This is a genomic window from Pseudomonadota bacterium, assembly GCA_039815145.1.
Taxonomy (GTDB): domain Bacteria; phylum Pseudomonadota; class Gammaproteobacteria; order Steroidobacterales; family JBCBZW01; genus JBCBZW01.
In genome coordinates, this window is record JBCBZW010000001.1 from 84108 (window position 1) to 103737 (window position 19630).

Annotated in this window: 18 protein-coding genes; 14 read left to right on the forward strand and 4 right to left on the reverse strand. The window is 66.5% G+C overall.

Features of this window, described 5'->3' with window-relative positions; all coding sequences use genetic code 11:
* Positions 1–16 precede the first annotated feature (16 nt).
* From AAF184_00355 to lipA, 3 genes are all read left to right on the forward strand, one after another.
* Positions 17–352: a DUF493 domain-containing protein gene (locus tag AAF184_00355; GenBank protein MEO0420756.1), complete on the forward strand. Its 336-nt coding sequence runs from the start codon at positions 17–19 to the stop codon at positions 350–352.
* Positions 353–369: 17 nt separating this feature from the next.
* Positions 370–1056 carry a lipoyl(octanoyl) transferase LipB gene (lipB, locus tag AAF184_00360; protein MEO0420757.1) on the forward strand — a complete coding sequence of 229 codons (687 nt, stop codon included), beginning with the start codon at positions 370–372 and terminating at the stop codon, positions 1054–1056.
* Positions 1057–1121: 65 nt separating this feature from the next.
* Entirely contained in the window at positions 1122–2060 is a 939-nt protein-coding gene (lipA, locus tag AAF184_00365; GenBank protein ID MEO0420758.1) for a lipoyl synthase, read from the forward strand.
* A gap of 46 nt (positions 2061–2106) precedes the next feature.
* Here lipA and AAF184_00370 read toward each other — a convergent pair whose 3' ends face one another.
* A complete protein-coding gene (locus AAF184_00370; GenBank protein MEO0420759.1) occupies positions 2107–2817 on the reverse strand; it encodes a DUF2490 domain-containing protein in 711 nt (236 codons plus the stop codon).
* Between the two features lie 82 nt (positions 2818–2899).
* Positions 2900–4828: a hypothetical protein gene (locus AAF184_00375; protein ID MEO0420760.1), complete on the reverse strand. Its 1929-nt coding sequence runs from the start codon at positions 4826–4828 to the stop codon at positions 2900–2902.
* Between the two features lie 199 nt (positions 4829–5027).
* Here AAF184_00375 and AAF184_00380 point away from each other — a divergent pair, with 199 nt between their 5' ends.
* The 7 genes from AAF184_00380 to AAF184_00410 all read left to right on the forward strand — a co-directional run bounded on the left by AAF184_00380 (position 5028) and on the right by AAF184_00410 (position 12352).
* Positions 5028–5318, forward strand: coding sequence for a hypothetical protein (locus AAF184_00380; GenBank protein ID MEO0420761.1), 291 nt, complete (start codon positions 5028–5030; stop codon positions 5316–5318).
* The gene (locus tag AAF184_00385; GenBank protein ID MEO0420762.1) at positions 5311–5676 is read left to right on the forward strand and encodes a response regulator; all 366 of its coding nucleotides are present in this window, start codon (positions 5311–5313) and stop codon (positions 5674–5676) included. The genes AAF184_00380 and AAF184_00385 overlap by 8 nt, the downstream gene beginning before the upstream one ends.
* Positions 5673–7712: a chemotaxis protein CheA gene (locus AAF184_00390; GenBank protein ID MEO0420763.1), complete on the forward strand. Its 2040-nt coding sequence runs from the start codon at positions 5673–5675 to the stop codon at positions 7710–7712. The genes AAF184_00385 and AAF184_00390 overlap by 4 nt, the downstream gene beginning before the upstream one ends.
* Positions 7709–8227 (forward strand): chemotaxis protein CheW, encoded by a 519-nt coding sequence (locus tag AAF184_00395; protein ID MEO0420764.1) that lies wholly within the window; start codon positions 7709–7711, stop codon positions 8225–8227. The genes AAF184_00390 and AAF184_00395 overlap by 4 nt, the downstream gene beginning before the upstream one ends.
* Positions 8228–8236: 9 nt before the next feature.
* Positions 8237–10303, forward strand: a complete 2067-nt coding sequence (locus AAF184_00400; protein MEO0420765.1) for a methyl-accepting chemotaxis protein — start codon at positions 8237–8239, stop codon at positions 10301–10303.
* A gap of 88 nt (positions 10304–10391) precedes the next feature.
* Positions 10392–11255 carry a protein-glutamate O-methyltransferase CheR gene (locus tag AAF184_00405; protein MEO0420766.1) on the forward strand — a complete coding sequence of 288 codons (864 nt, stop codon included), beginning with the start codon at positions 10392–10394 and terminating at the stop codon, positions 11253–11255.
* The gene (locus AAF184_00410) at positions 11252–12352 is read left to right on the forward strand and encodes a chemotaxis response regulator protein-glutamate methylesterase (GenBank protein MEO0420767.1); all 1101 of its coding nucleotides are present in this window, start codon (positions 11252–11254) and stop codon (positions 12350–12352) included. Before AAF184_00405 ends, AAF184_00410 begins: the two co-directional genes overlap by 4 nt.
* Before the next feature lie 34 nt (positions 12353–12386).
* Here the strand turns inward: AAF184_00410 and murU are convergent, their stop codons facing one another.
* Both murU and AAF184_00420 read right to left on the reverse strand, forming a co-directional pair.
* Positions 12387–13079, reverse strand: a complete 693-nt coding sequence (gene murU, locus AAF184_00415) for an N-acetylmuramate alpha-1-phosphate uridylyltransferase MurU (GenBank protein ID MEO0420768.1) — start codon at positions 13077–13079, stop codon at positions 12387–12389.
* On the reverse strand, positions 13076–14185 hold the full coding sequence (locus AAF184_00420; protein MEO0420769.1) for a phosphotransferase: 1110 nt from the start codon (positions 14183–14185) through the stop codon (positions 13076–13078). The genes murU and AAF184_00420 overlap by 4 nt, the downstream gene beginning before the upstream one ends.
* Positions 14186–14283: 98 nt before the next feature.
* On the opposite strand from AAF184_00420, the gene AAF184_00425 reads away from it, so the two are divergent.
* From AAF184_00425 to rsmA, 4 genes are read left to right on the forward strand one after another with little or no spacing between them, the layout of a single operon-like run.
* Positions 14284–16452, forward strand: coding sequence for an LPS-assembly protein LptD (locus AAF184_00425; GenBank protein MEO0420770.1), 2169 nt, complete (start codon positions 14284–14286; stop codon positions 16450–16452).
* 24 nt (positions 16453–16476) lie between these two features.
* On the forward strand, positions 16477–17793 hold the full coding sequence (locus tag AAF184_00430; protein MEO0420771.1) for a peptidylprolyl isomerase: 1317 nt from the start codon (positions 16477–16479) through the stop codon (positions 17791–17793).
* 19 nt (positions 17794–17812) lie between these two features.
* Positions 17813–18793 (forward strand): 4-hydroxythreonine-4-phosphate dehydrogenase PdxA, encoded by a 981-nt coding sequence (pdxA, locus tag AAF184_00435; protein MEO0420772.1) that lies wholly within the window; start codon positions 17813–17815, stop codon positions 18791–18793.
* Positions 18790–19578: a 16S rRNA (adenine(1518)-N(6)/adenine(1519)-N(6))-dimethyltransferase RsmA gene (gene rsmA / locus AAF184_00440; protein MEO0420773.1), complete on the forward strand. Its 789-nt coding sequence runs from the start codon at positions 18790–18792 to the stop codon at positions 19576–19578. Before pdxA ends, rsmA begins: the two co-directional genes overlap by 4 nt.
* The last annotated feature ends 52 nt before the right edge of the window (positions 19579–19630 follow it).

A 19630-nucleotide genomic window follows, 5' to 3' on the forward strand; every position in this document is an offset into this window, starting at 1 on the left:
AAGAAGGAGGAGCGTTATGACCAACCAGAACGGCAACGACACGCCGCCGCGCGTGCTGTCCCAAGCCAATCGCCTGAAGGCGCTGGAGGAGACGCCCCTCGAATACCCCGTCGACTTCCCCATCAAGGTGATCGGCCAGGACAGCGACGGCGCCGGGAGTTTTCGCGCGATCGTGCTCGGCATCCTGGACCGCCACTTCGCGTCCGTGGAACGCAGCGGCGTCGCCGAGCGCCCGAGCCGCGGCGGCAAGTACACGTCGATCACGGCCACCGTGCGCGCCGACAGCAAGGACCAGTTGGACGCTGCCTACGCCGCCTTGACGGCAAGCGATGAGGTGTTGTGGGCCCTGTGACGCCAACACCGGGTGCCGTGCATCTGTGCCGCGTGGGCGAAGTCGCCTACGCGCACGCCCGCGAGGCGATGGCCCGCTACACCAGCGAGCGCGACAGCGACGGCCCCGATGAGGTGTGGCTGGTCGAGCACCCTCCTGTATTTACCCTCGGACTGAACGCCTCGCGCGAGCACGTGTTGGTGATCGGCGATGACATCCCCGTCGTCGATACCGACCGCGGCGGCCAGGTGACCTACCACGGCCCCGGTCAACTGGTGCTCTACCCGCTGCTGGCCCTGCGCCGCTACGGCCTCGGCGCCCGCTCGCTGGTGAGCCTCCTGGAGCAGAGCGTGGTGAGCGTGCTCGCCCCCTTCGGCATCGAGGCCGCGGCCGATCCGGCCGCACCGGGGGTGTACGTGCAGGGCCGCAAGATCGCCAGCATCGGCCTGCGCATCCGCCGCGGCTGCAGCTACCACGGCATCGCCCTGAACGTGAACGCCGACCTCAGCCCCTTCGCTCGCATCAACCCCTGCGGATACCAGGGCCTCGAGGTGACGCGGATGATCGACGAGGGGGCCCCAAGGGACCTCACGGTGGCGCGAATGGGCGACCTCCTGAGCGCCGAACTGCTGCGCCGTCTGGCGTACAATACGGGCCAACCGCTGCGCTACGTCGAGCAGACGCCGACCTGCGCGCCCCGTGCCCACGAGGAACACCCCGCATGAGCGACACCCGCACGCCGCCCGCGCCGCCACCGGCCCGGGGGCAACGTCTCGAGCCCGGCCGCAAGATGAGCGCCGAGGAGAAGATGGCGCGCATTCCGGTCAAGGTGGAGCCGACCACCGAGCGCGTGCGCAAGCCGAGTTGGATCCGGGTGAAATCGCCGGCCACCTCGGCCGTCAGTGACCTCAAGAAGATCCTGCGCGAGAACGCCCTGCACACCGTGTGCGAGGAGGCCTCCTGCCCCAACATCGCCGAGTGCTTCGGTAAGGGCACGGCCACCTTCATGATCATGGGCGACATCTGCACCCGTCGCTGCCCCTTCTGCGACGTGTCCCACGGGCGACCGAAGGCCCTCGACGCGGACGAACCGGTGAACCTCGCCAACACGATCCGTGCCATGGCCCTGCGCTACGTGGTGATCACCTCCGTAGACCGCGACGACCTGCGCGACGGTGGCGCCGGCCACTTCGTCGACTGCATTCAGGCCATTCGCGAACGCAGCCCCACCACCAAGGTGGAGGTGCTGGTGCCCGACTTCCGCGGCCGCATGGATCGGGCGCTGGACATCATGCATCGCGCGCCGCCAGACGTCTTCAACCACAATCTGGAGACGGTGCCCCGCTTGTACCGCCAGGCGCGCCCAGGCTCGGACTACCAGCACTCGCTGGATCTCATTCGCGAGTTCCACGCGGCACACCGCACGGTGCCGACCAAGTCTGGCCTAATGGTAGGTTTGGGTGAGAGTCGGGAGGAGATCCTCGAGGTCATGCGCGATCTGCGCGCCCACGACTGCGAGATGCTCACGATCGGCCAGTACCTACAACCGACCCGCCACCACCTGCCCGTGGAGCGTTTCGTGCATCCGGATGAATTCGCGGAGTACGAACGGGAGGGCTACGCCATGGGGTTCACCCACGTGGCCAGTGGCCCGCTGGTACGATCTTCCTACCATGCGGATGTGCAGGCGGATCAGGTGCTCACCGAGCGCGGGGGCCACACCGCTTGAGCGACACTCGGGCGGGCACCCAGCGCCGCCCGACCCGCCCGCAGGCTCAGCGGAAGGACTGGTGCAAGCTGAGCTGTAGCTGCGGCTTGTCGATGCTCCCGCTCGATTGCAGCATCACGCCCCCCTGCACCTTGAGCTTGCTGCCGACGACGTAGCCGAGGGCGCCGTAGAGACGGTTGCGATCGATGCGATCCACGCGGCGGCCATCGCCGATGTTGCGCTCCAGGTTGATGAACACCTCATCGTAGAGGGCCAGGTAGAAGGCCCCAGGGTTCATGTCGCGCTGGGTGAGGGGAATGTCGACGAACAGGGCGTAGCGGAAGCGCGTGCGGAAGTCCTGGTCTTCCACCCAGCGCTGCTCCGTTCGCAGGCGATGGCGCAGGCGCACGCGTGCCCCGGCGCGCTGGCGGATGAGCGCTTCCTGGTAGAGTCGATTCTCGTGCTGGCTCGCATCGCTCGGCCCGAAGGAGCCGGTGGTGATGCTCGCGTAGCCGAAGGTGAAGGTGGTGTTGCTACCCTGCGGCGTGAAGGTGGCGCCACTGCGCAGCAGCAGCTGCTCCAGATCGCCCGCGATGTCCCAGTTTCGCCATTGGCCGTCGCCCTGGAAGCCAAAGCGAGAGTCCTCGAAGCGGACATCGTAGAAGTACATGTACCACGCGCCGAGCTGATCCTCGTCCACCGCTTGGGCGGCGCCGAGCGTAGGCATCAGGGAGAGCGCGGAGCTCATCATCACGGCCGCTAGCAAGGACGGCTTCATGGCAGTTCCTCTTCGGTTTTCCGGGCGGCGCCCGTGGCGTAACCAGCTCTGCGACTCGCCGGCCGCGGGCCGGCGACACCACTCAGAACAAGATGTCACTCAGATCGTCATCGTCATCACCGGCGTCGACCGCTGCGTCCGTGCTTGGCGGCTCAACGGCCGCCTCATCGCCCAGCATCAGAGCGAAGCCTTGGGTGATCCGCTCGCTCTCCATCGTGTAGTGCTTGTTGAAGTAGTCGGCCAGGGCCCGCACCAGGTTGGGCTGTAGCTGCGGGTCCAGCGTGTGCGCGTCTGCGCGAGCGGCCCAGGCTGCACTGGTGGCGGTCAGGCTGCGCACGGCGTGATGCAGGCTCGCGAACTCGCTGCGCGTGGCCGCGAATCCCGTGTAGATGTTCCGACAAAAGCCAAGCACCTCATCGCTGCGCTCACCGCGTTGCTCGAGCGCCACCATGAGTTCTGCAGAGCGCGCGCGCAAGTCGGTGTCGGAACTCACGACGGCATTCACCGCATCCTCTGCGGCATCTGGCGCTGAGGCGTCGTCGGCCAGCTCACTCTCTGGGTGAGGGGCTTGGGTTCCATGCGCCTGCTCGGCGGTGGCCACCGATGAGGCGGGCTGATCTTCCTGGGTGGTCTGCACGCACAGGGCCCGCAGCTCATCGGTCAACTTGCGCACCAGGCGAATGGCGGTTCCCGCCTCCGTGCTGTTGCTGCGCACCTGTTGCGCGATCTGCTCGATCGCGCGACCTTCCGCACCGAGCCGCGCTGCCAGTACCACCGCGTTGACCGCCAGCAGGAAGATCGCCTCCCCCACCTGCTCGAGATCGAGCAGATCCGCATCCATCTCGGTCAGCGCGGAGCGAAGGGAGCGGGTGATCGCCGAGCGGCCGCGGAACACCCGTCCCAGGGTGCCTACCTGGACAGCGTAGTTTCTGAGCGTGGAGTCCAGCGTGTGCTCGGCCGCTTGTCGGTCCGAGCCGCCGAGGGCCCGGCCCAAGTCCGTCCCCAGGGCATCGACCTGCTCCACCAGGCGATTCAAGGCGCTTTCGAGCTGCTGGTGCTCGGCCGCCAGGTCTCGCGCCAGGGCATGGGTCTGATCGTTGACGATGCTGACCAGCACCGTCTGGGCGACGGAGAGCTCAGGGCCCTCGAGCACACGGTCTGCATCGAAGCCGGGGAGCACGTGCTTCTCACGCAAGGACGCAAGCTGCTCCAAGGCGTGCTGGACGTGCTCCACCCGCTGCCGGAACGCATCCTGGAACTGCATAGACGACACCAGCTCAGTGGTGGCGGAGCTGATGGAGCGTTGGCGTTCCTGCAGCGTGCGAAACGCCCGCTCTTGCGTGCGCTCGTATGCCCCGATCCGCTCGGCGGACCGCTGCATGACCGACTCGGACTCGATCAGGGCATCGCGCAGGTGCTGCTCTCCCTCGAAGGCCTGGCGAATCGAGCCGCGCAGCTTCGAGGCCTGTCGCTTCACCGTCACCAACAGGTTGCCGACCACCTGGCCGCCGCGATCCGCCTCGCTGCCGATGGCATCGGCGAACCAGTCGAGGTCGCGACTCTCCTCATCGAGCGAGCTGCCGTGGATCTGCGTAAGCACGCGCAACACCGGGAACATCTGGTAGCAGCGGTCAAGCGATTCGAGCTCGGCGCACATCGCCTCCGCCTTGCGCGCGATGTTCTGCATGGCCGCCCACTCCGTCGACGACTCCTCGGCGCTCGGCTGCAGTGCCAGCGCATCCCCCGCGAGAGAGCTGATCTGCTCCTCCATCGAGTACTCGATGGGCGTGAGTAAGCTCTCGACGAGCTGGCTCACGTGACGCAGGTCACGGGAGGTCTGCATCGTGCGCTTGCTGGCGCCAAGAAACGTCCTCTCGACGGCGGCGGAGACGTCCCCTAACGATTTGTTGACGCCGGCGAGGTCCTCGAGCGTCAAGGAAGGAGGCAGGGTCGATCCGACGGCCTCTACCGCGGAGTCGGTGACCGTCAATACGCTGGCGCTGCTGTGCATGGGAGTTGGTTTCGCCCGATGTGGTGATCGTGAGCACCGAATCCTAAGGGGCGCCACGGGGGCCCAATCTCGGCGAATTCACGGTTTTCGATCGTACTTGCCGCACCGCCAGGAAAAGCGTGAACCACCCTGAGTTTTTGATTTTTGTTAGCTGGCAATCTCCGCTGCAAGGTACGACACCGCACAGGGAATCCCGAGCATGAAGCAACTGACAATCTCAGCCATGAGCACCGAATCGCCGCAGGCGCTAATGGCAAAAATCATGTCTGAGGGTTTGGACCTGGACCGCGTGGAGCAGATCGACTTCGCCGGCCTGCAGCTACTCATCGCCACCTACCTGGAAAGCCGCGATGACTTCGACCAACGCGTGCGAGGACGCCTTCCGACTAATGTCATCGGGAGCCTCCTGGAAGAAGGCGGCGCTCAAGTTAACAGCAGCGCTAGCACGCAACCCGACCTCGCCCCACTGTGGAGTCAAATCTGTGAGTAAACGCATCTTGGCGGTGGACGACAGCGAATCCATCCGCGACATGGTCAAGCTAACGTTGGAGGATGCTGGCTACCAGGTAGTCACCGCTGTCGACGGCGCGGACGGCCTGGACAAGGCTGACGAAACCGTCGACATGGTGATCACCGACCTCAACATGCCCAACCTCGACGGCATCGGCCTGATCAAAGGCCTTCGCGCAAAGGCGGGCTTCGCGGGCCGCCCCATCGTAATGCTGACCACCGAAAGCCAAGACAGCCGTAAGGCGGAGGGCAAGGCGGCCGGCGCCACCGGCTGGATCGTCAAGCCCTTCAAGAACGAACAGCTGGTCGCGGTCGTCAGGAAGCTGGTCGGGTCATGAGCGACGCCAACAGACGCGACCCGAGCGATACCTATCGCGAGGAAGCCGCTGAGCTCTTGACGCGTCTGGAGACCGCCCTGCTTGCCATGCAGGACGGCAACGAAGATGCCGAGCTGATCAATGAGGCCTTTCGTGCCCTGCACACGATCAAGGGTTCCGGCGGCATGTTCGGCTTCGATGACATCGTGGCCTTCGCCCATCGCTTCGAGACGGCCTTCGACACGGTGCGCACGGGGCAAGTCGCCCTGACGCCAGAGTTGATCGAAATCTCCCTCGAAGCCGGAGACCACATCGCGCACCTGCTGGACGGCAGCGCGCAACCGGCGGACGGCGATCCGATCGCGGCGCGCCTGGAAGCGGCTATGGGGCCTTCGGCAAGCGGCAGCGCCAGCAACGGCGAACAGGCCAGCGAGGCCGCCTCAGACGGTGGCAACGACGGCAGCGGCGAGATGCACAGCTACCGCATCGTCTTCTACCCGGAAGAGAACGCCTTCCGCTACGGCACCAACCCGCTACTGCTGCTCGAGGAGATGCGCGAACTCGGGACCATCAGCGCCTCAATGCTGTGCGACCGCGTACCGCCCCTGAGCTCCCTGGATCCCTCGGCCTGCCACCTGGGCTGGGAGATCAATCTTGAGAGCGATGCCGGGCGCGAGCGCATCGAGGACGTCTTCGTCTTCGTCGCTGACAACGCCACCCTCGAGATCACACAGCTCGACGCCGAGACCCCGCAAGCGCCTGCCTCGCCTGAGCCGCAAGCCGCCAAACCACCTGAACAAGCAAAGCCCGCCCCCGGCGAAGGCCCGAACAGCGCCGCCAAGGCACCCGCTTCGGCAAGCGCTAGCAAGGGGTCGGAGAGCCTTCGCGTCTCCGCCGAGAAGCTCGACAGCCTGATGGATCAGGTGGGCGAGTTGGTGATCGCCCAGTCGCGCCTCGCGGACATCTCGGACCGTTACTCGGATCCCGCTCTGCGCTCGGTGTCAGAGGATATCGATCGCCTCGTCACGAACCTTCGCGACGACACCCTCGACATCCGCATGGTGCCCATCGGCCTGCTGTTCTCGAAGTTCCGGCGGATCACGCGCACCTTGAGCAAGGAGCTCGGCAAGAGCATCGCCTTCGAGGTGCTGGGTGAGGACACGGAGATCGACAAGTACTTCATCGAGCTGCTGAACGACCCCCTGGTGCACCTCATCCGCAACTCCATGGACCACGGTCTGGAGTCCCCGGAGGCGCGCGTCGCCGCGGGCAAGCCTGAGAAGGGGCGCCTGCAGCTGGCCGCCCGTCACGAGGGAGGCGAGGTGCACATCACGATCACCGACGATGGCGCCGGCATCAACCTCGAGAAGGTGCGAGAACGGGCCATCGAGCGCGGCCTGCTCACGGAGGATCAGGAGGTGCCGGATACCACGCTGCAGATGATGATCTTCGAGCCGGGATTCTCCACCGCGACGGTGGTCTCCAACGTGTCCGGCCGTGGCGTCGGCATGGACGTGGTCCGGCGCACGATCCAGGACCAGCGCGGCAGCATCTTCGTGGAGACCGAACAGGGCCGCGGCACCCGGATCACCCTGCGCCTGCCGCTCACCCTGGCCATCGTCGAGGGCTTCCACGTGAACGTGAACGGCGGTGCCTTCGTACTGCCGCTGGACGCCATCGAGGAGTGTGTGGACATCAGCGCCAAGGAGGACCTGGCCAGCGAGAGCCGGCGCATGATCACCATCCGCGATGAATACGTGCCCTTCGCACGCATGCACGAGCTGTTCGACTTCCCCTACACCCCGGGCCAGGACCGCCGTGTGGTGGTGGTACGCGTCGGCCGTGAGCGCCTCGGGCTGGTCGTCGACGAGATCATCGGCCAGCGCCAAACGGTGATTAAGCCGATGACACGCCTGCATCGCCACTGCCGAGGCATCGCCGGCGGCACGATCCTCGGCGACGGACGCGTTGCATTGATCGTCGATGTGGGCGCCCTGATCCCCATCGCCAAGACCGGCTCCACCGACCGCCGTAGCAAACCGCGAGGTGCTGCATGAGCACTGCTGCCCCCCAAACCTCCCCGCCAGCCGAAGGGACCGACGAGGAGGAGAGCCTCAGCACGCTGCTCACCTTCGAGCTGGGCGGTGAGTGCTTCGCGATGAACGTGATGCGCGTGCAGGAGATCCTCGACATCGTCTCCATGACACCCGTGCCGCACGCCGACAAGTTCGCGCCCGGCGTGATCAATGTGCGGGGCAACGTGGTGCCCGTGATCGACCTGCGCTACCGCTTTGGCATGCCCCCGCGAGATCAAGGCAAGAGCACCCGCACGGTGGTGTTCGAAGTGCTCGTTGAGGGCGAGACGACCCGCGTCGCGATGGCCGTCGACGCCGTGTACAACGTCGAGCCCGTGCAAGACCTGAAGATAGAGAAGCTGCCGGAAGCCGGCAGCAAATGGAACGGCAAGCTGATCACGGGTATCGCTCGGATCCGCGAGCGACTGACGATTATCTTGAACCTCGAAAACGTCTTCGACACCAGTATCGAATCCACCAAGCCGCTGAGCGCCTAGGAGATCAGCATGCGACTTACCATCAAACTCAAGCTCATAGGTGCGTTCACGCTGCTCCTCGCCTTCGCCGGCGGCCTGGGCTACATCGGCATCGACAAGCTCGGCGGCATGAACGCACGACTGAAGTCCCTCGCCACCGAGTCCGTGATGCGGGTGACTGCCGCCCAGGACATCCAGCGCCTCGCGTTGGAGATCGCTCGCTCCGAGAAGAACATCGTGCTCGCGGAAGATCCGGTGGTCGTGGAGCGCTACCAGGGCGTCATCGATAGCAACCGACAGCAGATCGATCAGAAGCTCACCACCCTGAAGGAGCTCATCGGTGATGGCGATAGCGCCGACATCGCCGAGTTCGAGGCCGCCTGGGCCGGCTACGTCGAGAACAACGCGCAGGTTATCCAACTCGCAATGCTCAACTCCAACGCGCGCGCCCGTGAGCTGTCGTCGAACGAAGCGCGGGAGGCGATTGCTCAGGCCGAAAAGGCCGTCGCCATGCTGGTGGACCGCGCTGCGCAGATGCCGGCGATCGCCGACCAGGCCCTGCTCACCATCGCACGCCTGAAGGAGGACATGGTGCAGTCCGTGCGGGCCGAGAAGAACCACATCATCGCCAGTGATGATGAGGAGATGAGCAAGCACTTTGCCAGCGGTCAGGCGCGTCACGCCTCCGCCGATGAGAAGATCGAGGAGTTGCGCACCCTGTTCGCCGGTGCAGGCGGGCAGGCGATAACGCAGCTCGCCGACGGCTGGGCGGGCTACAAGCGCTACTCCACCGCCGCCATGAAGATGTCCGCCGAGAACGGCAACCGCCGCGCCTTCGAGCGCTCCGCGGGCGCCGGCGACGAGTCCCTGTCCCGCACCCGAGAGGCCCTGCGCAACCTGGTCACCAGCAACCTGGCAGCCATGGAGCGGGACACGCAGATCAGCGACCAGAGCTACAAGTCAGCTCGCAACATGCTACTGCAGATGCTGGTAGCCGTGCTCGTGGTGGGCTTCGCAGCGGCGCTCTGGATCTCCAGCACGATCACGACGGCACTGAACAAAGCCGTTCGCATGGCGCAGGCCGTGGCCAAGGGCGACCTCACCGTGTCAGAGACGGCGAACAACAACGATGAGTTCAAGGACCTTCTCGACGCCAATGTGGCGATGTTGACGCGCCTGCGAGACGTGGTGAGCAACGCCGCGCACACGGCTAACCAGGTCGCCCACGGCAGCAGCCAACTCGCCTCATCTGCGGAACAGCTTTCCCGAGGTGCCACTGAGCAATCCTCGGCCACCCAGGAAGCCTCATCGGCGGTCGAGGAGATGGCGGCCAACATCCGCCACGCGGCGGACAACGCCTCCACCACCGAGACCATCGCCGACAACGCCTCGGGCGACACGCGCTCGAGCGGTGAAGTGGTCAACAAGGCCTTGGCTTCCATCGAGACCATCGCCGAGAAGATCAACATCGTGCAGGAGATCGCCCGCCAGACGGACCTCCTCGCCCTCAACGCCGCCGTGGAGGCGGCCCGCGCCGGTCAGCACGGCAAGGGCTTCGCGGTGGTGGCCGCCGAGGTCCGGAAACTCGCCGAGCGCAGCCAGCAGGCCGCCGCGGAGATCAATGAACTCAGCAGCGAGACCCTCGGTTTGTCCAAGGAAGCGGGTGCGAAGCTCGAGGCGCTCGTGCCCAACATCGAACGCACGGCCGAACTCGTACGCGAGATCTCGGCCGCGAGTCGCGAGCAGAACATCGGCGCCGAGCAGATCAACGAAGCGATGCGCCAGATGGACGGCGTCGTGCAGCAGAACGCGAGCGCCTCGGAGGAGGTCTCGAGCGTGTCCGACGCCCTGGCCGGACAGGCCTCTGAGCTGCAGTCGCTCCTCGCCTTCTTCAAGCTCGATGAGCGCGGCAGGCAGCTCGCCTCGGCAGGCAGCGTCGCCTCCGCGCCCGCTCCGGTTCGCGCCCCGGTCGCGCCTGCCAGCCGGCGTGCTGCACCAGCCGCACCCACCGGCCAGGATGACGGCTTTGCCATCGACCTACTGAGCGGCGAAGAGGTGGACGACGCCCACTTCGAGCCCTATCGCGACGCCGGCTGAAGACAGACGTTCGCCCGATGCGCCAGCCCGCCAGGGGCTGGCGCATCGCCCCTGTTAGGACAATCCAACTTGTGGTCGGCCAACGCCAGTGCAACAAGCGAACACCGCAAGCGCCTTCGCCGCCGGCCCCGTGGCGATGCTCGCACGCTACATCTTCGATCATTGGGGCCTGGTCATCGACGAGCGTCACCGCTCGATGCTGCAAACCCGCCTGCAGCGTCGCATGCGCGAACTCGGCAAGGGCTCGCTGGAAGCCTACTGCGAGTACCTCTTCAAGCAAGGAGGCATCAGCAGGGAACATGACCTGATCTGCGAAGCGGTGACCACGCAGACCACCAGCTTCATGCGGGAAGCGCACCACTTCGAGTACCTCACGCAGGTCTACCTTCCCCAGACCCTCGGCACCCAGCGGCGCGGGGGACGACTCCTGCGCGTGTGGAGCGCGGCCGCCTCCATCGGCCAGGAGGCTTACACGCTGGCGGTGGTCCTTGCCGAGTACCAGCGCCTGCAGCAGGGACCTGCCTTCGAGATCCTGGCCACGGACATCAATGCCCAGGCCCTGGGCCAGGTGCAAAACGCCATCTACCCGGCGAAGGACGTGGAAACCCTCGATCCGGCATTGAGGGAGCGGTACTTCCTGCGCGGGCGCGGCAAGCTCACCGACTACGTGCGGGTCGCACCGGAACTGCGCCGCCGCGTGACCCCTCGCCAGCTCAATCTGGTGGAGACACCCTATTCAGTGGCGACGGGCTTCGACGTTATCCTGATTCGAAACTGTCTCATCTACTTCGATAGCCCAACCAGGCTCAAGGTGGTTCGTGCCTTGCGCGATCGCCTCGCCCCGGGCGGACTGCTCATCACCGGACATTCGGAGCACTTCCCAGCGAAGGACCTCGACATGGAAGCGGTCGGTCCTTCGCTCTATCAGCGTCGTATCGGAGGTGCTCGATGAGCATCGAGGTCCTGATCGTCGATGACTCCGCCACCGTGCGCGAGGCCCTTCGCGAGATGATCGACAGCCAGCCCGACATGCACGTGATGGGCACGGCTCACGACCCGTTCAAGGCGGTCGACGTGATCAAGCAACGGGTGCCGGACGTGATCGTGCTCGACATCGAGATGCCACGCATGGACGGCCTCTCGTTTCTGCGCCGGATCATGTCCCAACGCCCCATCCCGGTGATCATCTGCTCTACCCTGATCAACGGCAACAACGCCACCTGCGTCGAGGCCCTGCGGGCGGGCGCAGTGGACGTGATGAGCAAGCCCAAACTCAGTTCGCCGGCAGCGATCGAAGAGGGCAGGATTCTCATCACCGACAAGGTGCGCGCAGCCGCCAGCGTGCGACTGTCCCCCGTGAGCAAAGCCCCCGTGCGCCAAACGCCGCTGGCCGAACGCCAGGAAAGGCATACGGCAGATGTCGTACTGCCCGCCAAGCGCCTAGCACCTTCGCTCGGTAAGCGGAGAAAGCCCCTGGTTGCCATCGGCGCCTCCACCGGCGGCACGCAGGCTCTCGAGACGGTCTTCAAGGAACTCGACGACACGGTCCATGGGATCGTGGTCGTGCAACACATGCCCGAGCACTTTACGGCTGCCTTCGCACGGCGCTTGAACGGGGTATCCAAGCTCGAGGTGCGCGAAGCGTGCAACGGCGATGAGGTGGAAGCTGGCGTGGCGCTCATCGCCCCGGGTGGCCATCACCTGATCGTGCGTCCGCGGGGGGATGGCTACACGTGTCAGGTGGTAGACGGCCCCCTGGTGGCGCGCCATCGCCCCTCGGTGGACGTCCTGTTTCGCTCCGTCGCCCAGACCGCCGGCGACGCGGCCCTCGGCATCATCATGACGGGCATGGGCGACGACGGGGCCCGCGGCCTCGCCGAGCTGCGCAGCGCCGGCGCCCTGACGGTGGGCCAGAGTGAGCGATCATGCGTGGTCTACGGCATGCCAGCGGAAGCCGCGAAGCTCGGCGCCGTCGCTAAGGAGACAGACCTCAGGGGTATCGCCAGTATCGTCCAGTCCTTTGGTCGCACGGCGGCGGTTCGCCATTGAGCGGCCGCGGCGAGCGCGAGCACGCCGCTCAACGCTAGGCGCTCGATAGCTGGGCATCGACCTCGGCCAGGCGCTCGGGGGTGCCCACATCACTCCACGCCTTGCGGTGCATCGCGCCGCTCAGGCGATCGTCCCGCGCCGCTTCGAACAATAGGGGCGCCAAGGGGAACCGCGCCTGGTGAGCGAACCCGCAGGCGTCCATGCGCTCGAATAGCTCGGCGCGCAGACAGGCGACGCCCGCGTAGGTGACCGTCGCCCCCCCTCGGCGCACGCGTGATCCGTCCACCAAGGTGAAATCGTGACGCGCCTTCCAACCTGGGGTCGGCACCAACATCAAGCCACCCTCGTCACCCTCGCGCGTAGAGAGCGCTTGCCACCAGGACGCCAACCCGTCCACCCAGACATCGCCATTGACCACGAGAAAGGGCCCCTGCCCCAGCCAACAGAGTGCTCGGTAGATACCCCCGCCCGTCTCCAGGGCGCCTTCGGGCTCCGGCGAGTACACGAGGCGCATGCCGAATCGCTTACCATCACCCAGCGCTTCACGGATCTGCTCGCCTAACCAGGACACGTTGATCAGCACATCACGCACGCCGATGGCGTGCAGGCTGCGAAGATGATGAACGATGAGGGGCTCGCCACCGACCGACAGCAAGGGCTTGGGGGTACGATCGGTGAGGGGCCGCATCCGCATTCCGCGCCCGGCCGCTAACACCATCGCCCTCATGAGCTCGTCGCCTCCTCTCGCACGCGGGCGACAGCCGCCTCATCGCCAGGCCCCCAGTGCGCGATCAACTCGCCGAGCGCCTGAAGTGGCTCGTGGCGAGCGCACGCCTCGATCAGGTAGGCCCTCACGCGTGGCAGGTACTGCAAGTACTCCGCTCGCCCGTCTCGGTACCACAAGCGGGTGAAGATCCCGAGTACCTTCAGGTGGCGCTGAATCGCCGCCCAATCGACTTGTTCACTCAGGGTATCCAGGGAAGGGACCGGCCCGTTCGCCCCGCCGCGGTCGGCGAGCCCGCGCTGGTAGCGCGTCAGGCAACGTCGCTGGAACGCCGCCGGCAGTTCCAGATAGCAGTCCCGCAGGAGGCTGGCGAGATCGTAAGCGGGCGCGCCACGGACCATGTCCTGGAAGTCGAGCACGCCGGGCAGCGGGTCGCTGCACATGAGGTTGCGGCAATGGTAGTCGCGGTGGACCGCGACGGGCGCCTGGGCCAGGGCGTACGCGACGAGCGCATCGCCCGCGGGCGCGAGCACCTGCGCGTGGCTGCCTGGCGCCAGGCCCAGGTGATGCTGCAGGTACCAATCCTCCAGCATCGACAGCTCGCGCCGAAGCAGGGCCTCATCGTAGGCCGGCAGCGCCGCGGTGAACTCGGGCGGTGCGCACTGCAGGTCCACCAGCGCGTCGATCGCCGCGTCGTACAACGCTTCGGCGCGGGTCGGATCGTGCTCCAGCGACGCGAGGTACGTGGTGTGGCCCAAATCCCCCACCAGGGCGAACCCCGCCTCGAAGTCGCTCGCGTGTATCGCCGGTACGTGAAGGCCGAGGGCGTGCAGGCGCTGGGCGAGGCCGACGAAGCGGCGCAGGTCTTCCTGCGGCGGCGGCGCATCCATCAGAATGACGCTCGCCGGTACGTCCTGCGCGGGCCATGGTGCCGTGCCATGCCCGATCGCGGATGGCAAGGCTCCATCGCCGCGCAGAGTCAGGCGATAATAGCGCCGGAAGCTCGCGTCCGTTGAGGCGGGCACCAGGCAGTCCTCGGGTATCTCGCCGAGATGGGGGACCAGCCAGTCACGCAGCTGATGCTGTCTCGAGGAGTCTTGCACTGCCACCACCAGGAACCAACGCTCGCACGCGCCACGGCGCCATTGTACGCACGGTGAGGCGCTCGGCGGGTGAGCGGACCGGGTGTCTCGCGGTGGCGGGCGCGATGTTCGTCTTGCTCGGCGCCACCCTGCCGCCCGTAGCGCGGGCCGAACCCTTGCAGTGTTTCGAGCCACCGGGTGCCGAAGACCTCCCGCCACCGGCGTCCGAGGAGAGCTTCACACGCGTGCTGGTCGAGGCCGACACTGCCCAGGTCAGCAGTCGCGGCGAATCGGTGCTGACCGGCGACGTCACCGTTACCTACCAAGGCCGTCAACTGCGGGCCGACGAGGTGCGCTACGACCCCGAGACCCGGCGCATGCGGGCCAGCGGCAACGTGCGCTTGCTCGACCCGCAACTGCGCATCGACGGCACCACCGCTGACTACGCGCCCGAGAGCACCGCGGGCTCGTCCTTCGCCGAGGCGAGCTTCAAACTGCTCGATCAACCCGGCCGTGGTGGGGCCGAGCTCATTCGCCGCATCAACGACGATGTGGCCGTGCTCGAGAACGTGACCTACACGGGCTGCCCCGAGCAAACCTCCGGTTGGCGCCTGCGTGCCCCCCACATCCGCCTGGACCGCGAAAAGGACGTGGGCACGGCGCGCAACGTGCGCATCACCTTTCAGGGTGTGCCCATTCTCTACGCACCCTGGCTGACCTTCCCCTTGAGCGACAAGCGCAAGAGCGGGTTGCTGACGCCCAACTTCGGCACCTCACGACGCGCCGGCACGGACATCTCCGCCCCCTGGTACTGGAACATCCGGCCGAATATCGACGCCACCTTCACCCCGCGCCTGCTCACCGATCGCGGCACCCAGCTGCGCACGGACTTGCGCTACCTGCTGCCGAAGAGCGAGGGCGAGGCGCGCTTCGAGTTCTTGAGCGACGACGAACAGACCGGTCGCAACCGCAGCTTCGGCACCCTCTACCATGAGACCCGCATCAGCGACGTGCTCACGCTCACGGCCGACCTGGCGCGCGCCTCGGACGGCAACTACCTGGAGGATTTCGGCGGCTCGCTGAGCGGCGCCAGCATCACCCACCTCGAGCGCCGGGTGGACCTCACCCTGCGTGAGGAGAAGTGGAACCTGCTCGCGCGCGTACAGGACTTCCAAACTCTCGACGCCAGCATCCCGCGCTCGGCGCGCCCCTACGAGCGGGTGCCTCAGCTGGTGGGCGGCGGGCGCTGGCCGAACCTGTGGAACGGGATCGACTTCGCCCTCGACGGCGAGCTCGTCAACTTCGACCGCGCGGACGGCGTCACGGGGGTTCGCCTCGACACGGCAAGCACGTTCTCCCTGCCGCTGGTGCGCCGCGGGGTCACCATCCTGCCGGCGGTCACGGTGTCGCATACGCGCTACGCTCTGGCCGATATCGAAGATTTGGGCATTGACAGCAGCCCCTCGCGCACGCTGCCCATCGTCAGCCTCGATGCGCGAGCCACCTTCGAGCGCCAGCCGCGCAAGGACGGCCCGATTCAACTGCTCGAACCGCGCATCCGCTACACCTACATCCCCTTCCGCGACCAGGACGATCTGCCGGTCTTCGACACCGGTGCGCCCGATCTGAACCTCGTGCAGCTGTTTCGGTCCAATCGCTTCGCAGGGACCGATCGCATCGGCGACGCCAATCAGGTGAGCGTCGGCGTGACCGGGCGCCTCATCGACCAGGAGAATGGCAACGAGTTTCTCACGGCCACCGTGGGCAGCATCATCTCCTTCGCCGATGAGGACGTGACCATCCCCGCGGGCCGACCGGAGGTGGACGACCTCTCGGACCTGCTCGCAGAGGTGGGCTTGCGCCTTGCAGATCGCTGGAACGCCGACGTCGGGCTGCAGTTCGACGCTGGCAGTCGCAGCTGGGACAAGGCCGCCGTGCGCGTGCAGTTCCGGCCCGGCAAACGGAGCGTGGTCAACGTAGGCTACCGATTTCGCGATGACGACCTCGAGCAGACCGACTTCTCCTTCGCCTTCCCCTTGGGGAACCGGTGGGAATTCGTCGGCCGCTGGAACTACTCCCTCGATGAGCGGGAGACCCTCGAGCGCTTCGTCGGGATCGGCTACGAGAGCTGCTGCTGGGCCCTACGCCTGGTGCAGCGAAACTTCGTGTCCACGCGCCTCGGCGATCGAGACAACCAGTTTTACGTTCAATTCACGCTGAAGGGCCTGACCAGCGTCGGCTCCGCCACGAGCCGCCTGCTGGACCGTGGTATCCTAGGATATTCAGACCTTTAGCCTGCCCAACGTCACGGAGCCAGCATGCTTCACACCCGCACCGGTATCCGCCGCCGCGGCGCCATCGCCCTATTCGCCTTGTTCGCCAGCAGCCTGCTGCACGCTCAGGAGCTGCCGAGCGAAGGCCTGCTGCTCGATCGTATCGTTGCGATCGTCAACGAGGGTGTCGTCCTGCAGAGCGAGTTGGATGAGGAGATCGACACGATCGGTCAACGCCTGCGCGACCAGGGCACCATGCTGCCCCCGCGAGACATCTTCGAGACCCAGGTGCTCGAGCGCCTGGTGGTGCGCCAGATTCAGCTGCAGCGCGCCGAGCGCTACGGCATGCTGATCGATGACAACCAGCTGAACCGCGCTCTTACGGCCGTTGCCGAGCGCAACGGCATCAGCTTCGCTGACCTCCCGCGCGCGCTGGCTGCCCAGAACATCGACTACGGCGTCTACCGCCGCCAGCTGCGCCAGGAGATGATCATCGAGCAGCTGCGTGCACGCGATGTGATGTCGCGCATCAACATCACCCAGAGCGAGATCGATCGTCGCCTGGCCGAGCAGGCCGGCCGCGATACGAGCATCGAGTACAAGATCAGCCACATCCTGGTGTCGACGCCCGATGCGGCCTCCAACGAGGAGATCGCCGAGGCCCGCGAGCGCACCGGCGAGCTGCGCGATCGTATCGCCGAAGGTGAAGACTTCGGTCAGCTTGCCGTGAGCTACTCCTCTGGGCAGACCGCACTGGAAGGGGGCGACCTCGGGTGGATGAACGTCTCCCAGATGCCGACGCTGTTCGTGAACGTGGTCACTCGCCTGACGCCAGGGGAGTTATCGCAGCCGATTCCGAGCGGTAGCGGATTCCACCTGATCCGCCTCGAGGAAACGCGCGGCGCGTCGAAGATGATGGTGCAACAGGCCCACGCGCAGCACATCCTCATCAAGCCCAACGAAGTGGTCACCAACAACCAGGCCTACCGTCGAATCCAGGAGCTGCGCGATCGCGTCATCGGTGGCGAGGACTTCGAGTTGATGGCCAAGCAGTACTCGGAGGATCCCGGCAGCGGCAACGCGGGCGGTGACCTCGGCTGGACCTCGCCGGGCTCCTTCGTGCCCGACTTCGAGAAGGTGGTGTACGACCTGCAGCCCGGAGAGGTGAGCGAACCGGTGCGCACACAATTCGGCTGGCACATCATCCGCGTGCTCGGCTTCCGTGAGTACGATCGCAGCGAGGAGGTGGCACGCCAGGAGGCCATCCGCGCCCTGCGCCGAGACAAGCAGGTGGTGGAGACCGAGCGCTGGATTCGCCAGCTGCGCGACGAGGCTTACGTCGAAACGCGCCTAGAGTCCTAGGAGCCCACGAGCCTTGGCACTGCTGCTGAGTACCGGCGAACCGGCCGGCATCGGGCCGGATATCGCCCTCGCCCTGGCGGCGGACCCGAGCGTACGCCTGCCCGCACTGATCGCCCTTGGCGATGTTGAGGTGCTGGAGGCGAGAGCCCGCCAGCTCGGACTCGCCCTGACCCTCGAGCGGGTGCACGCCCCGCAGCAGGTCGAGGGCGCCCATCGTCCTGGCCACCTGCCGGTCTGGCACTTCCCCGTGCGCGAAGCCGTCGAGCCCGGCGTGCTCAACCCCGCCAACGCCGCGAGCGTGCTGACGATGCTGGCTGCCGCCGCTGACCTGTGCCGGGAGGCACCCAAGCGCCACGCCCTCGTGACGGCACCGGTGCACAAGGGAGTGATCAATGACGGCGGTGTGCCCTTTACCGGCCACACGGAGTTCCTCGCCGAGCGTGCGGGTGTCGCGCGCACGGTAATGCTGCTGGCGGCGGGTCGCCTGCGCGTGGCGCTCGCCACCACCCACCTTCCGCTCAGCAAGGTGAGCGAGGCACTCACGCCGCAAAGCCTGACCAGCACGGTGAACGTGCTCCGCGACGGCTTGATGCAACGCTTCGGTCTGCACCGTCCACGCATCCTGGTGTGCGGCCTGAACCCCCACGCGGGCGAGGACGGGCACCTCGGACACGAGGAGATCGAGGTGATCGCACCCGCCTTGGCCCGCTTGCGCGAGGACGGCATGGAAGGCCTGGTCGGCCCGCTCCCGGCCGACACCGCGTTTACCCCGCGCGCCCTCGCCCACGCAGATGCGGTGTTGGCGATGTACCACGACCAGGGCCTGGGCCCGCTGAAGGCGGTGGGCTTCGGTGAGGCAGTCAACGTGACCCTGGGCTTGCCCTTCGTCCGCACTTCCGTGGACCACGGCACCGCCCTCGACATCGCCGGCACCGGGGCCGCCGAACATGCCAGCCTGCTCACAGCGCTACTGCTCGCGGCCGAACTGGTCGTGCGGTGAGCGAGCACGTCCCGCGCAAACGCTTCGGCCAGCACTTCCTACACGACCCCAACGTACTGCGGCGGATCGTCGATGCCATCTCCCCCGCGCCCGATGATCGCCTGGTCGAGATCGGCCCCGGGCAAGGCGCCCTCACCGCGCCCCTGCTGTCGCGCGATGTCTCGCTGACGGCGATCGAGCTGGATCGCGACCTGGCCCCAGCCTTAGGCGAGCTGCCGGGTGCCGCGGGGCGCTTGTCGGTGATCGAGGCCGACGCACTCACCCTCGACTACGCCCACCTAGCCGATTCGCTCGGTGGTCCGATTCGCCTGTGCGGCAACCTGCCGTACAATATCTCCACCCCCTTGCTGTTCCATCTGCTGGCCCACCGTGAGCACGTGATCGATATGCACTTCATGCTGCAGAAGGAAGTGGTCATGCGCATGGCAGCGCCCCCTGGCAGCAAGACCTACGGGCGCCTCACGGTGATGCTCGGTGCCGTCTGCGAGGTGGAGGCGCTGTTCCATGTGGGGCCCGGCGCGTTCAAGCCGCCACCGAAGGTCGATTCGAGTGTGGTGCGCCTTCGTATTCCGAACCAGGCGCCGGTGGCGATCGAGCACCCGGAGCTGTTCGCCCAGCTTGTGCGCCAGGCCTTCTCCATGCGCCGCAAGACCCTGCGTAACTCCCTGAAGCGCCTGATGGGTGCCGACGCGATCGAGGCGGCAGGAATCGACCCAGGGGCGCGGCCAGAAACCCTGACGCCGGCCGACTACGGCGCCCTCACGCGAGTCGCCGCCAACCCCTGACGAAGGGGTCCGAGCCGTGCCCTATACTGAGCCCACTTCCCGGCGCCCCAGG

Coding starts and splice junctions, on each gene's coding strand:
- lipA (MEO0420758.1), top strand. CDS start 1,122: ATGAGCGCCGAGGAGAAGATGGCGCGCATTCCGGTCAAGGTGGAGCCG.
- AAF184_00355 (MEO0420756.1), top strand. CDS start 17: ATGACCAACCAGAACGGCAACGACACGCCGCCGCGCGTGCTGTCCCAA.
- AAF184_00380 (MEO0420761.1), top strand. CDS start 5,028: ATGAAGCAACTGACAATCTCAGCCATGAGCACCGAATCGCCGCAGGCG.
- AAF184_00370 (MEO0420759.1), bottom strand. CDS start 2,817: ATGAAGCCGTCCTTGCTAGCGGCCGTGATGATGAGCTCCGCGCTCTCC.
- AAF184_00375 (MEO0420760.1), bottom strand. CDS start 4,828: ATGCACAGCAGCGCCAGCGTATTGACGGTCACCGACTCCGCGGTAGAG.
- AAF184_00395 (MEO0420764.1), top strand. CDS start 7,709: ATGAGCACTGCTGCCCCCCAAACCTCCCCGCCAGCCGAAGGGACCGAC.
- AAF184_00400 (MEO0420765.1), top strand. CDS start 8,237: ATGCGACTTACCATCAAACTCAAGCTCATAGGTGCGTTCACGCTGCTC.
- murU (MEO0420768.1), bottom strand. CDS start 13,079: ATGAGGGCGATGGTGTTAGCGGCCGGGCGCGGAATGCGGATGCGGCCC.
- AAF184_00390 (MEO0420763.1), top strand. CDS start 5,673: ATGAGCGACGCCAACAGACGCGACCCGAGCGATACCTATCGCGAGGAA.
- AAF184_00430 (MEO0420771.1), top strand. CDS start 16,477: ATGCTTCACACCCGCACCGGTATCCGCCGCCGCGGCGCCATCGCCCTA.
- AAF184_00410 (MEO0420767.1), top strand. CDS start 11,252: ATGAGCATCGAGGTCCTGATCGTCGATGACTCCGCCACCGTGCGCGAG.
- AAF184_00425 (MEO0420770.1), top strand. CDS start 14,284: ATGTTCGTCTTGCTCGGCGCCACCCTGCCGCCCGTAGCGCGGGCCGAA.